Here is a 13,541-nt window from a genome sequence, read left to right as displayed (position 1 = left end):
TCGTCGTGCGGGGAGCGGGTGCGTCACTCGCGGCCGGTCAGCCGGGACAGTGAGTTCAGCGGGATCATCAGCCAGTGCGGACGGTTCCGTGCCTCGTAGACGCACTCGTAAACGGCCTTGTCGGCCTCGAACGCACGAAGGAGTGGTGATTCGGCGCACGGGTCCAGTCCGCTGGCGGCGGAGTAGCCGCTGCAGTACGCCGCCCGGTTACGGGTCGCCCACTCCTGGGCGCGGTAGGCGCGCTGCGGGTCGTCGGGTTGTTCGACCAGCATGTGTCGAGCCGCGTAGTCGAAGCTGCGCAGCATGCCGGCCACGTCGCGCAGCGGGCTGTCCAGCTGGCGGCGGGCGGCCAGCGGCCGGGCCGGCTCGCCCTCGAAGTCCAGCACGATCCAGCCGGTCGCGGTGCGGAGCACCTGCCCCAGGTGGAGGTCCCCGTGCACCCGCTGCCGGACGACCGGCTCGCGGCTCTCGGCGACGGCGGCGTACAGGGCGCGCAGCCCGTCGGCGTGCTCGGCCAGCGGGGGGACGACCTCGATCGCCGCGGTCAGCCGCTCGGTCATCTGACCGGCGACCGTGCCGTACCAGTCCTCGTCGGCCGGCTCGGTCGGCAGCACCTTCGCCATGTCGGCGTGCACCGACGCGGTCGCCGCGCCCAGCCGCTCGCTGTCGGCGGCGAAGTCGCCCCCCACCTCGTCGGCGTGCAGGTCCCCCTCGGCGTAGAGGTCGCGGACGCTGGCGGTGGCCAGCCGCCAGCCGTCGCTGGCGTTGGGCACGAAGGTCTGCAGCATGGCGACGGTGGCCGGAGGGTTCGCCGGGTCGGCGTCGTCGATCTCGATGTGCCCGAGCAGCGGCGCGATGTGCTCGTTGTCGGTGCGGCGCAGCGCGTCGTGGATCTCGACGTCGGGGTTGAGGCCGGGCTCGAGCCGCCGGAACAGCTTGAGGATGGCCTCCTGCCCGTAGATCAGCGACGTGTTGCTCTGCTCGCCGGAGACGATGTCCCCGGGCAGCCCCTCGGGGATGTAGGCGCCGCCGGCCGGGTGGAAGTGCATCGGCCCGACCGTCGAGGCGTTCACCAGGTGGGTGAGCCACGGGACGGTGGCCTCCCGGTCACGCATAGCGTCGTAGGCGTAGGCCTCCCGGCCCTCGTGCGGCACTGCGCCGATGAAGGCCGAGGAGAGCTCCTCCACCATGTGGTCCCGCCAGGACAGCGGTACGAGGTAGGTGTCGCTCTGCCCGTCGGTGTAGGTCACCCGTACCCGGTGCACCGAGAGGGTGGGGGTCCCGCGGTCGAGGAAGAAGCCGCTCTCCTGGACGTCGGCCCACTCCCTGCCCTTGCTCCCGAACCATCGCTGGTGCGGCATCCAGTCGCGCAGCAGGTCGCTCACGGTGGTCATCAGGCTCCTCCTGAGCGGTCGAGCGGGGCGTCGTCGCCGGTCCGGGTGTCGCTGTCGCCCGGGATCTCCTCGGCCGCGCTCACCACGCCGGCGGCCAGCAGGGAGTCGGCGACCGCGCTGGAGCCGGTGGCGCTCTCCCAGTCCTCGTGCTCGTCCGTGACGGGCGGCACCGGCTTGGACAGCTCGAACCAGTAGAAGCCGTGGCCGGCGAGGGTGAGCATGTAGGGCAGGACGCCGATCTGCGGGAACTCCACCCGGCCGGTGAGCTCGACGGGCGTGTAGCCCTCGAACCGGCGCAGGTCCAGCTCCACCGGCTGGGGGAAGCGGGACAGGTTGTTCACGCACAGCACGACGTCGTCGCCGAACTCGCGCACGAAGGAGAGCACGGTGGGGTTGCGCGAGCCGATCTCCTCGTAGCTGCCGAGACCGAAGGTCGGGTGCTGGGCCCGCACCTTGATCATCTGGCGGATCCAGTGCAGCAGCGACGTCGTGTTGCGCAGCTGCGACTCGACGTTGGTGACCTGGTAGCCGTAGACCGGGTCCTGGTTCAGCGGCAGGTACATCCGCTGCGGGTCGGCGGTGGAGAACCCGCCGTTGCGGTCCGGCGTCCACTGCATCGGCGTCCGCACGCCGTCGCGGTCACCGAGCCAGATGTTGTCGCCCATGCCGATCTCGTCGCCGTAGTAGAGGACCGGCGACCCGGGCAGCGACAGGAGCAGGGCGTTGAACAGCTCGAGGGTGTCGATGTCGTTGTCGAGCAGCGGGGCCAGGCGCCGGCGGATGCCGATGTTGGCCTTCATGCGGGGGTCCTTGGCGTACTCGTCCCACATGTAGTCGCGTTCCTCGTCGGTGACCATCTCGAGGGTCAGCTCGTCGTGGTTGCGGAGGAAGACGCCCCACTGGCAGTTGTCGGGGATGTCCGGCGTCTGCGCCATGATCTCCGAGATCGGGAACCGCTGCTCCCGGCGCACGGCCATGAACAGGCGCGGCATGACCGGGAAGTGGAAGGCCATCTGGCACTCGTCGCCGTTCTCGCCGAAGTACTCCACGACGTCGGCCGGCCACTGATTGGCCTCGCACAGCAGCACCCGGTCGGGGTAGTCCGCGTCGACCACCTTGCGCACCTGCTTGAGGAACTCGTGGGTCCGCGGCAGGTTCTCGCAGTTGGTGCCCTCCTCCTCGAAGAGGTAGGGCACGGCGTCGAGCCGGAAGCCGTCGATGCCGAGGTCCAGCCAGAAGCGCAGGGCGTCGATGATCGCTTCCTGCACCCGCGGGTTCTCGAAGTTGAGGTCCGGCTGGTGGGAGAAGAAGCGGTGCCAGAAGTACTGCTTGCGGACCGGGTCGAAGGTCCAGTTCGAGCTCTCGGTGTCGACGAAGATGATCCGGGCGTCGGCGTACCCGGAGTCGTCGTCGGCCCAGACGTAGAAGTCGCCGTAGGGGCCCTCGGGGTCGCTGCGGCTGGCCTGGAACCAGGGGTGCTGGTCCGAGGTGTGGTTCATGACGAAGTCGATGATCACGCGCATGCCGCGGGCGTGCGCCTCGGTGAGGAAGTCCCGGAAGTCCTCGATGTCACCGAACTCCGGGAGGACAGCGGTGTAGTCGCTGACGTCGTACCCGCCGTCCCGCAGGGGAGAGGCGAAGAACGGCGGCAGCCACAGGCAGTCGACGCCGAGCCACTGCAGGTAGTCCAGCTTGTCGATCATGCCGCGGATGTCGCCGACGCCGTCGGCGTTGCTGTCGGCGAAGCCCCGGACGAGGACCTCGTAGAAGAGGGCGCGCTTGTACCACTCCGGGTCCGAACCGGGCGGCGGCAGGGCGGAGCGGCTGTCAGGGAAGTCGGGGACGGGAACGGTCATCGGCGGAGACAGACCTCGATCGAGATAGCGGGTGGGAGTAGAAGGACCCCGTCCTCCTCACCGCGCCCAGGCTCGCGGCGAGCCTCGGCGCGGGGCCGTGGGGGCGGGGGGCCTTGCTCAGGGGAGTTCCTTCTCATGAGACCGGCGGCGGGAACCGCACCGGCCGCGGGAGGGTGACCGCGAAGACGTGGGCCGGCTCCCGGTAGGGGTCCAGCTCCACGTAGTTGAACTGGCCCCAGTCGTAGCTGGCCCCGGTGAGCTCGTCGGTGACGCCGAACCGCTCGTGCCAGTCCAGGCCGAGCACCGGCAGGTCCAGCGCCGTCGTCCCGATCTGGGTGTGGTGACTGGACAGGTTGACCACCACGATGACGGCGTCCTGCGACCCCGGGTCGGTCTTGGAGAAGCAGATCAGATTCGGGTTGTCGACGGGGTGGAAGTGCAGCGTGCGGAGCTGCTGGAGGGCGGGATGCGCCCGCCGGATCTCGTTGAGCTTGCGCAGGTAGGGCGCGAGGCTGCGCCCGGAGGCCTCGGCGGCAGCCCAGTCGCGTGGCCGCAACTGGTACTTCTCGCTGTCGAGGTACTCCTCACTGCCGGGCCGCACCGCCACGTGCTCGAAGAGCTCGAAGCCGGAGTAGACCCCCCAGGTCGGGCTCATCATCGAGGCCAGCGCGGCGCGGATCTTGAACATCGGCGGACCGCCGAACTGCAGCGACTCGTGCAGGATGTCCGGGGTGTTCACGAAGAAGTTCGGCCGCATGTAGTGGCAGTTCTCGGCCAGCTCCCGGCCGTACTCCTCCAGCTCGCCGCGCGCGGTGCGCCAGGTGAAGTAGGTGTAGGACTGCGTGAACCCGAGCCGGGCCAGCTGGTGCATCATCGCCGGCCGGGTGAACGCCTCGGCGAGGAACAGCACGTCGGGGTCGGTCTTCTTGACCTCCCAGATCAGCCAGTGCCAGAAGTTCAGCGGCTTGGTGTGCGGGTTGTCGACGCGGAAGATCTTGACCCCGGCCTCGATCCAGACCCGGATCACCCGTAGGCACTCGGCGTAGATGCCCTCGGGGTCGTTGTCGAAGTTGATCGGGTAGATGTCCTGGTACTTCTTCGGCGGGTTCTCCGCGTAGGCGATCGTGCCGTCGGGCTTGGTGGTGAACCACTCCGGGTGCTCCTCGACCCAGGGGTGGTCGGGCGCGGCCTGCAGCGCGAAGTCCAGCGCCACCTCCATGCCGAGTTCCCGGGTGCGCGCGACGAAGGCCCTGAAGTCGTCCATCGTGCCCAGCTGCGGATGGACGGCGTCGTGGCCGCCCTCGGCGCTGCCGATGGCCCACGGTGAGCCGACGTCGTCCGGCCCGATCTCGTGGGGATTGCCGCCCGGGAACTGCGGCGAGTTCGGGCCCTTGCGATTGACCGTGCCGATCGGGTGGATCGGCGGCAGGTAGACGACGTCGAAGCCCATGTCCGCGATGGCGGGCAGCCGGTCCTGGGCGAGGGCGAACGTGCCGTGGGTCTTCCTGCCGCCGACGACCGGGCCCTCCGAGCGGGGGAAGAACTCGTACCAGGAGCCGTAGAGCGCGGTCGGCCGGTCGACGTAGACCTCGTACCGGGGCGAGCGGGTGACCAGCTCGCGCACCGGGTGGTCGTGCAGGTAGGCCTGCAGGGAGGAGGCGAAGGCGGGGGCGATCCGGGCGGTCAGCTCCATCGAGCTGTCGCGCAGCGCGGCGGCGGCTGCCTCGACCTGGCCGCGGCGCTCGTCGTCGGCGTCGGCGGCGACGCGGTCGAGCAACCGGGCGCCCTCCTCGAGGTCGTTGGCGAGCTCCTCCGGGCCCTGCCCGGCCGCGACCTTCACCTCGACGGCGTGGTGCCAGGTCGAGAGCGGGTCGCTCCACGCCTCGATGCAGTACGACCAGAGGCCCTCCCGGTCGGGGACGACGGTGGCCAGCCACCGGTCGGGCTCCGGCGGCAGTTTCGCCATCCGGATGAACGGGCTCTTCGAGTCGTCCTCGCCCGGCGCCGTCCAGACGACGTTCGCGGCGACGGCGTCGTGGCCCTCGCGGAAGACGGTGGCGGTGATCGGCACGTGTTCGCCGACCACGGCGCGGGCGGAGAAGGCCCCGCAGGACACGAGCGGGGAGACATCGGAGATGCCGAGGCGGAGGTCAGGGCGGCCAGTCATCGCCGCCCACGCTATCGAGGTCCCGCACCACGAGCACCTCGGCTGTGATCACGCCCCGCCCGCCTGACCCGTCCGGGGCGGTCGTGGGGGCGGAAGGGGTCGGGCCGGAGGAATCCGTCAGGTCCCTGTCGCCGGGCCGCCGGCTGGTTAGTCTCGGCCGGTGCGAGCTCTTCGTCGGTTCACCGTCCGCGCGGCATTGCCCGAGGCCCTGGCGCCCCTGTCCCAGCTCGTGATGAATCTCCGGTGGTCCTGGCATGCGGAGACGCGCGACCTGTTCGAGGCCCTCGACCCGGCGCTGTGGCAGAAGTGCGGCGGCGACCCCGTCAAGACGCTCGGCGAGGTGTCGGCCGAGCGGCTGGCCCAGCTGGCCAAGGACCGCCGGTTCGTCCGTCGTCTCCAGGACGCCGTCGACGACCTGGAGGAGTACCTGACCACGCCCCGCTGGTACCAGTCCCTGGGGACCGAGGCGCCGGCGAGCATCGCGTACTTCTCCGCCGAGTTCGGCATCACGGAGGTGCTGCCGCAGTACTCCGGTGGCCTCGGCATCCTGGCCGGGGACCACCTGAAGGCCGCCTCCGACCTGGGGGTCCCGCTGATCGGCGTCGGGCTCCTGTACCGCGCCGGCTACTTCGCGCAGGGGCTGTCGGCCGACGGGTGGCAGCTGGAGCACTACCCCTCGATGGACCCGCACGGCCTGCCGGTGAAGCTGCTGCGCGGGCCCGACGGATCGGCCGCCGTCATCACCGTGCCGCTGCCCGAGGGCCGCACCCTGCACGCCCACGTCTGGCGGGCGCAGGTCGGACGGGTGTCGCTGCTGCTGCTCGACAGCGACATCGAGGAGAACGCCCCCGCCGAGCGGCTGGTCACCGACCGCCTCTACGGCGGCGACGAGGACCACCGCCTCCGCCAGGAGATGCTCCTGGGGATCGGTGGTGTCAGGGCCCTGCGCACGTACTGCGGGTTCACCGGCACCCCGATGCCCGAGGTCTTCCATGCCAACGAGGGCCATGCCGGCTTCCAGGGCATCGAGCGCATCCGCGAGCTGACCGAGGCGCACTCGCTGTCGTTCCCCGAGGCGCTGCAGGCGGTCCGTGCCGGCACGGTGTTCACCACGCACACGCCGGTCCCGGCCGGCATCGACCGGTTCCCGAAGGCGCTGATCGAGCGCTACTTCGCGGGATTCGGGGTGCCCATGCACGACCTGCTCGTGCTGGGCGCCGAGGAGGACCCGGCGAAGTTCAACATGGCCCACATGGGCCTGCGCCTGGGCCAGCGGGCCAACGGCGTCAGCCGGTTGCACGGCCACGTCAGCCGGGGGATGTTCAGCGGCCTCTGGCCCGGCTTCGACGAGAGCGACGTGCCGATCGGCTCCATCACCAACGGCGTGCACGCGCCCACCTGGACCGCCCGCGAGCTGGTCGAGATGGGCACCCAGACGTCCACCCAGGGCGACCCGGTCGCGGTTGACGGGCCCGTCCACTTCGACGGCGTGGACAAGATCCCGGCCGACGTCCTGTGGAGCGTGCGGCGGGCGCTGCGCGGTCGGCTGGTCGACGAGGTGCGTCGCCGGCTGCGGGACACCGCGCTGTCCCGGGGGGCGACCGAGGCCGAGGTCGGCTGGACCGAGACCGCCTTCGACCCCGACGTCCTGACGATCGGCTTCGCCCGCCGGGTGCCCTCCTACAAGCGGCTGACCCTGATGCTGCGTGACCCCGAGCGGCTCAAGGCGCTCCTACTGGACCCCGAGCGGCCGATCCAGCTGGTGATCGCCGGTAAGAGCCACCCCGCGGACGACGGCGGCAAGAAGCTCATCCAGCAGATGGTGGAGTTCGCCGACGACCCGGAGATCCGGCACCGGATCGCCTTCCTGCCCGGTTACGACATCGGGATGGCCCGCTATCTGTACTGGGGCTGCGACGTCTGGCTGAACAACCCGCTGCGGCCGCTGGAGGCGTGCGGCACCTCGGGCATGAAGGCGGCGCTCAACGGCGGGCTGAACCTCTCGATCCGCGACGGGTGGTGGGACGAGTGGTTCGACGGTCAGAACGGCTGGGCGATCCCGACCGCCGACGGTGTGAGCGACGCGGACCGGCGGGACGAGGTCGAGGCGCGGGCCATCTACGAGCTGATCGAGAACCAGGTCCAGCCGCGGTTCTACGAGCGCGACCGCGACGGCGTCCCGGGGCGCTGGGTGGAGATGGTGCGGCACACGCTGCGGGAGACCGGGCCCAAGGTGCTGGCGACCCGCATGGTGCGCGACTACGTCCAGGCGCTGTACGTGCCGGCCGCCGCCTCGGCACGGGTCATGGCCGGCGACGGCTACGCGCCGGCCCGGGAGGAGGCTGCCTGGCGGTCGCACCTGCTGTCCAACTGGCAGGCCGTCCGCGTGGCCCACGTGGAGGCGACCGGTGCGGGGGACACCCCCGAGATCGGATCGACCCTGGCCCTGCGTGCGGAGGTGGAGCTGCCCGGTCTGACCCCGGCCGACGTCGAGGTCCAGGCCGCCTACGGCCGCGTGGACGACGCCGACGGGCTGCACGACGTCACCAGCGTGCCCATGACGCACGAGCACACCGACGGCTCCCGGCACTGGTTCGCCGCTACTGTGCCGCTGGAGCGGACGGGAGCCTTCGGGTACACGGTGCGCGTCCTTCCGCACTCCGAGCGCATGGCCGATCCGGCCGAGCTCGGGGTCGTCAGCAGCGCATGACCCCGCCTCTCGTGCAACTCGACGCCCAGGTGTCCCATGCGCCACGTGTGACGTGGTGAACGCCCGGCGTGGCGGTGGCGTGCGGTCAGCCAGACCGCCCGTCGATCACTAGGCTGGAGGCCATGCCTGACCGCTGTGAAGTCCTCCCCGGAGACTCTGTCGTCGCCCGCCGCGGCGGCGGACTGCTGTGGGTCGACGCTCCCGGCTCGCCCGCGCTCGTCGCGGCCCTCCACGCCTGCCTGGGTGTGTCGGGTCCCGGCGCCGACCGCGTGCTCGCCGCTGTCGCCGGCCAGGTGAGTTCGCTCGCCCACGGGGAGGTGTCCTTCGCCCTCGTCCTCGCCGACACGACGGGGGGCACCGGCACCGGTGTCGCCCTCTGGTCGGGCAAGGGCCAGCCGGCCGTCGACGGCGTCCCGGTCTCCGGCTCGACGGTCGAGGGCGGCACGCTCGCCTCCGGCTTCCAGCTCGGCCAGGCCCTGTACGTCGGTCCCGGCCAGGCGGCGCCGCAGATGCCCCCGGGGGTGGCCTTCGACCTCGTCGAGGGCACCGTGCCCGGATCCGGCGCGATGCTGCAGCTGGCCGCCCACGCGCCGTCGTCCTCGTCGGCCGTGCCGCCGGCCACCGCCGCCCCGTCGTCGTTCACCGCCGGCTCGGACGCCGGCTTCGGCTCCGGTGCCGGCCGGACGACCGATGCGCCGGAGTCCGGTGAGCAGACCGCCTTCTGGCGCCCGGAGCAGTCGCCCGCCCCGCTGCTCCGCTTCGACGACGGCATGGTGGTGACCGTGGACGAGGACATCGTGCTCGGCCGCCGTCCCGACAACCACGAGATGGTGACCAGCGGCGGCGCCCGCCCCGTGCCGATCGCCGACACCCAGAACGTGCTCTCCTCCGCGCACGCCGCCCTGCAGCGCTCGGGCCGCGAGGTCTCGCTGGTCGACCTGGGCTCGCTCAACGGCACCCACGTCGCCGGGCCGGAGGCGACCGAGTGGACCCAGCTCGAGCCCGGTGTGGCCCACCCGCTGTCCGACGGCGACCGTCTGCTGCTCGGCTGGACGGTCATCACCTTCGAACAGCCCCAGGACTGAGCACATCGCGATCCTCCGGATCGCACCGCGGCCAGCTGCCGTCCCCGGCGGGCGGAGCCGTTGAGTCACGCCTGCGCGGAACCCTCCAGGCCCCACTCGGCGCGACGGCGGCTCCGCCGCACCGCGGCCAGCTGCCGTCCCCGGTGGGCGGAGCCGTTGAGCCGCGCCTGCGCGGAACCCTCCAGGCCCCACTCGGCGCGACGGCGGCTCCGCCGCATCACGGCCTCCGGAGGACGCGCAGCGCCCAGACGGTGCGGCCGGGGAGCTCGATCGGGCCCGGCCCCACCGCGGTGAACTTCGGGGGCTCCCCGGTCGGGTACTCGGTCGAGACGACGAGCTCGTAGCCGTCGGCCCAAGGCGGGCCCGGCAGCGTCACCGTGACGGGGTCGGGCCCGGCGTGCAGCTGCACGAGGTAGGAGTCGTCGACCACCGGCCGGCCGTGCGCATCGCGCTGCCGGATGCCGCGCCCGTCGAGGTACATGCCGACGGTCCGGAGCCCGGTGTCGAACCAGTCCTGGGTGGACAGCTGCCCGCCGTCGGAGGCGAACCACGCCAGGTCCCGGGTGCCCCCGGCGCCCGGGATCTCGTGCCCCTCGAAAAAGGCCTGCTGCCGGAGGACGGGGGAGGATCGCCGGAGCCCCACCAGCCGCGCGACGAAGGCCCGCAGGTCCTCGTCGACGGCCTTCCAGTCCAGCCAGGAGAGCTCGTTGTCCTGGCAGTAGGCGTTGTTGTTGCCCTGCTGCGTGCGGCCCAGCTCGTCGCCGGCGGTCAGCATCGGCACGCCGGTCGAGAGCAGCAGCGTGGCCAGGTGGTTGCGCACCTGACGGGCGCGCAGCGACTGCACCTCCGGGTCGTCGCTGGGCCCCTCCACCCCGCAGTTCCAGTTCCGGTTGTGGCTCTCGCCGTCCCGGTTGCCCTCGCCGTTGGCCTCGTTGCGCTTGTGCTCGTAGGTCACCAGGTCGGCGAGGGTGAACCCGTCGTGGGCGGTCACGAAGTTGATGCTGGCGAACGGTCGCCGGCCGTCGGACCGGTACAGGTCGGAGGAGCCGGTGAGCCGGTACGCCAGGTCGCGGATGCCGACGTGCGCGCCGGACCAGACATCGCGCACGGTGTCCCGGTACTTGCCGTTCCACTCCGTCCACGGCGGCGGGAAGTTGCCCACCTGGTAGCCGCCCGGTCCGACGTCCCACGGCTCGGCGATCAGCTTGACGTTGCTGACCACCGGGTCCTGGTGGACGACGTCGAAGAAGGCGGAGAGCCGGTCGACGTCGTGCATCGACCGGGCCAGCGCGGAGGCGAGGTCGAACCGGAAGCCGTCGACGTGCATCTCCGTCACCCAGTAGCGCAGCGAGTCCATGAGCAGGCCGAGGACGGCCGGGCGGCGGACGTCGAGGGTGTTGCCGCAGCCGGTGTAGTCGGTGTATCGGGCGGGGTCGCCGCCACCGAGGCGGTAGTAGCCCCGGTTGTCGATGCCCTTGAACGACAGGGTCGGTCCGGTGTGGTCGCCCTCGGCGGTGTGGTTGTAGACGACGTCGAGGATCACCTCGATGCCGGCCGCGTGCAGTTCCTTGACCATCGTCTTGAACTCGAGCACCTGCCCGCCGCCGCTGCCGGAGGCGCTGTAGGCGGCGTGCGGCGCGAAGTAACCCAGGGTGTTGTACCCCCAGTAGTTGGTCAGCCCCCGGCGCAGCAGGTGCGGCTCGCTGACGAAGTGGTGCACCGGCAGCAGCTCGACGGCGGTCACCCCCAGCGACTGGAGGTGCTCGACGAACGCCGGGTGCGCCAGACCCGCATAGGTGCCGCGCAGGTGCGGGGGCACGTCCGGGTGCCGTGCCGTCGCGCCCTTGACGTGCACCTCGTAGATCACGGTGTCCGACCAGGAGGTGCGCAGCGGGCGGTCGCCGTCCCACGGGAAGAAGTCGTGGACGATGACGCCGCGCGGCACGTGCGGGGCGGAGTCCTGCTCGTCGCGGGCCCCGCCGTCGACGGCGTCGCCCACGTAGCCGAACAGCGAGGGGTGCAGCGTCAGGCCGCCGTCGACCGCGCGGGTGTAGGGATCGAGCAGCAGCTTGGCCGGGTTGTGCCGGAGCCCCGCGGCGGGGTCGTACGGGCCGTGGACCCGGTAGCCGTAGCGCTGTCCCGGGCCGACACCGGCGAGGCGGCCGTGCCAGACCTGGTGGGTGGTCTCCTCGAGCCGGTGGCGGTGCTCGGTGCCGTCGTCGTCGAAGAGGCAGAGGTCGACCGCCTGCGCCCCCGCCGACCACAGCGCGAAGTTGGTTCCCGTGCCGTCCCAGACGGCGCCGAGCGGCGTCGGGCGACCCGGCAGGACCTCGCGGGCCCGTTCGGTGCCGGTGCGTTCGGTCCCGCTGCGGTCGGTCCCTGGTCCGGTCATGGAGCGATCGTGCCAACTCCGACGCCCCTGGGTGCGCAGGTACGGGCGTCGATGTTGATTGGATGGGGGGCGTGTCGAGCAGAGCCGTCGCTGAGGCGGTCGTCGGGATGACCGGGGTGGACGTCGTGCGGGGGGAGACCCATCTGCTCCGCGGCGTCGACTGGACCGTCGAGGCCGAGCACCGGTGGGTGGTCCTCGGCCCGAACGGGGCGGGCAAGACCACCCTCCTGCAGCTCGCCGCCGCGCAGATGCACCCCACCCGCGGCGAGGTCCGGCTGCTCGGCGAGACCCTCGGCGCGGTCGACGTCTTCGAGCTGCGCCCGCGGATCGGGCTCACCAGCGCCGCGCTGGCTCAGCGCATCACGCCGTCGGAGAAGACCGGCGACATCGTGGTCTCCGCCGGCTACGCCGTGGTGGGCCGGTGGCGGGAGCGCTACGACGTCCACGACCTCACCCGTGCCGGGATGCTCATGCAGCAGTGGGGCATCGCCGAGTACGCGCATCGCCCCTTCGGCACGCTCAGCGAGGGGGAGCGCAAGCGCACCCAGATCGCCCGTGCCCTCATGCCCGACCCGGAGCTGCTGCTGCTCGACGAGCCCGGCGCGGGCCTGGACCTCGCCGGCCGGGAGGACCTCGTGGCCCGGCTGTCGGACCTCGCGAAGTACCACTACGCGCCGGCCCAGGTCCTGGTCACCCATCACGTCGAGGAGATCCCGCCCGGGTACACCCACGCGCTGTTGCTCCGGGACGGCGAGGTGGTGGCCTCCGGCGCGGCCGACGACGTGCTCACCGCCGAGGCGCTGTCGGAGACGTTCGGCCTGTCGCTGTCCCTGACCCGCACCGACGGCCGCTTCACCGCCCGCCGGGCGGTGTAGGAGAAGGGCCCCTTCCTCCCCACCCCTCGCCCGGTCGGGGCGGTGCCCAGGAAGGGGCCGGCCGTGCTCGTGCGCATCCGGGCGGTCTGACCACCCGGCCGCGGCACGCGGCGCTGGCTAGGGTTCGGGCGAGCACGCAGGAAGACAGACCCCGGCTCCCGGAGGACCGCACATGGCAGCGCCCGAGTTCGTGACCCTGCAGGTGGACGACGGGGTGGGCACGATCCGCCTCGACCGGCCGAAGATGAACGCGATCGACGAGCAGCTGCACCAGGAGGTGCGGGCCGCGGCCATCGAGGCCTCCGAGCGCGCCGAGGTCCGGGCCGTCGTCCTCTACGGCGGCGAACGGGTCTTCGCCGCCGGGGCCGACATCAAGGCGATGTCGCAGCTGGACGGGAGCGGCATGACGGCCTGGGGACGGGAACTGCAGAGCTCCTTCCGGACGGTCGCCCACATCCCGAAGCCGGTCATCGCCGCGATCACCGGCTACGCCCTCGGCGGCGGCTACGAGCTCGCCCTGTGTGCCGACTTCCGGCTGCTCGGCGCCTCCGCGAAGATCGGGCAGCCCGAGATCCTGCTCGGGGTCATCCCGGGTGCCGGAGGGACCCAGCGGCTGGCCCGGCTGGTCGGACCGGCCAAGGCCAAGGACCTGGTGTTCACCGGCCGGCACGTGGGTGCCCAGGAGGCGCTGGAGATCGGCCTCGCTGACGCGGTCGTCCCCGACGACGAGGTGTACGCCACCGCGGTGGCCATGGCGCGCAAGTTCGCTGCCGGGCCGCCGCTGGCCCTCGCCGCCGCCAAGCGGGCCATCGACGAGGGGCTCGACAGCACCCTCGACGAGGGGCTGGCACTGGAGAGCCGGCTGTTCGCCGAGCTGTTCGACACCGAGGACCAGAAGACCGGCATGACCTCGTTCCTGGAGAACGGTCCGGGGAAGGCCCAGTTCAGCGGCCGCTGAGCGTTCGTCTCACGTTCGTGTGCCGTCACCGCCCCTGAACGCGCCCGGTCGGTGACAATCGCGATGCCGGATCGCCGGGCGTCAGCGGGGCGCTGGGTGCGCGG

Annotated in this window: 9 protein-coding genes; 4 read left to right on the top strand and 5 right to left on the bottom strand. The window is 71.8% G+C overall.

Annotation, left to right across the window (positions count from 1 at the left end; translation table 11 throughout):
- Positions 1 to 23: 23 nt before the first annotated feature.
- The 3 genes from CHB94_RS08290 to CHB94_RS08280 all read right to left on the bottom strand — a co-directional run bounded on the left by CHB94_RS08290 (position 24) and on the right by CHB94_RS08280 (position 5,417).
- A complete protein-coding gene (locus CHB94_RS08290; RefSeq protein ID WP_089336101.1) occupies positions 24 to 1,394 on the bottom strand; it encodes a maltokinase N-terminal cap-like domain-containing protein in 1,371 nt (456 codons plus the stop codon).
- The gene (treS, locus tag CHB94_RS08285; RefSeq protein WP_254920497.1) at positions 1,394 to 3,250 is read right to left on the bottom strand and encodes a maltose alpha-D-glucosyltransferase; all 1,857 of its coding nucleotides are present in this window, start codon (positions 3,248 to 3,250) and stop codon (positions 1,394 to 1,396) included. The genes CHB94_RS08290 and treS overlap by 1 nt, the downstream gene beginning before the upstream one ends.
- 133 nt (positions 3,251 to 3,383) lie before the next feature.
- Positions 3,384 to 5,417, bottom strand: coding sequence for an alpha-1,4-glucan--maltose-1-phosphate maltosyltransferase (locus CHB94_RS08280; protein WP_089336100.1), 2,034 nt, complete (start codon positions 5,415 to 5,417; stop codon positions 3,384 to 3,386).
- 160 nt (positions 5,418 to 5,577) lie between these two features.
- Between CHB94_RS08280 and glgP the strand changes: the two genes are divergently transcribed.
- A complete protein-coding gene (glgP, locus tag CHB94_RS08275) occupies positions 5,578 to 8,127 on the top strand; it encodes an alpha-glucan family phosphorylase (RefSeq protein ID WP_089336099.1) in 2,550 nt (849 codons plus the stop codon).
- A gap of 122 nt (positions 8,128 to 8,249) precedes the next feature.
- The gene (locus CHB94_RS08270) at positions 8,250 to 9,212 is read left to right on the top strand and encodes an FHA domain-containing protein (RefSeq protein ID WP_089336098.1); all 963 of its coding nucleotides are present in this window, start codon (positions 8,250 to 8,252) and stop codon (positions 9,210 to 9,212) included.
- Positions 9,213 to 9,277: 65 nt separating this feature from the next.
- On the opposite strand, the gene CHB94_RS25060 is transcribed toward CHB94_RS08270, so the two are convergent.
- Both CHB94_RS25060 and glgX read right to left on the bottom strand, forming a co-directional pair.
- Positions 9,278 to 9,430, bottom strand: a complete 153-nt coding sequence (locus CHB94_RS25060; protein WP_176445468.1) for a hypothetical protein — start codon at positions 9,428 to 9,430, stop codon at positions 9,278 to 9,280.
- Complete coding sequence (gene glgX / locus CHB94_RS08265) at positions 9,430 to 11,604, bottom strand: glycogen debranching protein GlgX (RefSeq protein WP_089336097.1); 2,175 nt, start codon at positions 11,602 to 11,604, stop codon at positions 9,430 to 9,432. Before glgX ends, CHB94_RS25060 begins: the two co-directional genes overlap by 1 nt.
- 62 nt (positions 11,605 to 11,666) lie before the next feature.
- On the opposite strand from glgX, the gene CHB94_RS08260 reads away from it, so the two are divergent.
- On the top strand, positions 11,667 to 12,479 hold the full coding sequence (locus tag CHB94_RS08260; protein WP_089336096.1) for an ABC transporter ATP-binding protein: 813 nt from the start codon (positions 11,667 to 11,669) through the stop codon (positions 12,477 to 12,479).
- 172 nt (positions 12,480 to 12,651) lie between these two features.
- On the top strand, positions 12,652 to 13,437 hold the full coding sequence (locus tag CHB94_RS08255; RefSeq protein ID WP_089336095.1) for an enoyl-CoA hydratase/isomerase family protein: 786 nt from the start codon (positions 12,652 to 12,654) through the stop codon (positions 13,435 to 13,437).
- The last annotated feature ends 104 nt before the right edge of the window (positions 13,438 to 13,541 follow it).

It is taken from the genome of Blastococcus mobilis, assembly GCF_900188025.1.
Lineage (GTDB): Bacteria > Actinomycetota > Actinomycetes > Mycobacteriales > Geodermatophilaceae > Blastococcus_B > Blastococcus_B mobilis.
This window is presented reverse-complemented; position numbering and strand designations above follow the sequence as displayed.

Coding starts and splice junctions, on each gene's coding strand:
- CHB94_RS08290 (WP_089336101.1), bottom strand. CDS start 1,394: ATGACCACCGTGAGCGACCTGCTGCGCGACTGGATGCCGCACCAGCGA.
- treS (WP_254920497.1), bottom strand. CDS start 3,250: ATGACCGTTCCCGTCCCCGACTTCCCTGACAGCCGCTCCGCCCTGCCG.
- CHB94_RS08280 (WP_089336100.1), bottom strand. CDS start 5,417: ATGACTGGCCGCCCTGACCTCCGCCTCGGCATCTCCGATGTCTCCCCG.
- CHB94_RS08270 (WP_089336098.1), top strand. CDS start 8,250: ATGCCTGACCGCTGTGAAGTCCTCCCCGGAGACTCTGTCGTCGCCCGC.
- CHB94_RS25060 (WP_176445468.1), bottom strand. CDS start 9,430: ATGCGGCGGAGCCGCCGTCGCGCCGAGTGGGGCCTGGAGGGTTCCGCG.
- glgX (WP_089336097.1), bottom strand. CDS start 11,604: ATGACCGGACCAGGGACCGACCGCAGCGGGACCGAACGCACCGGCACC.
- CHB94_RS08260 (WP_089336096.1), top strand. CDS start 11,667: ATGGGGGGCGTGTCGAGCAGAGCCGTCGCTGAGGCGGTCGTCGGGATG.
- CHB94_RS08255 (WP_089336095.1), top strand. CDS start 12,652: ATGGCAGCGCCCGAGTTCGTGACCCTGCAGGTGGACGACGGGGTGGGC.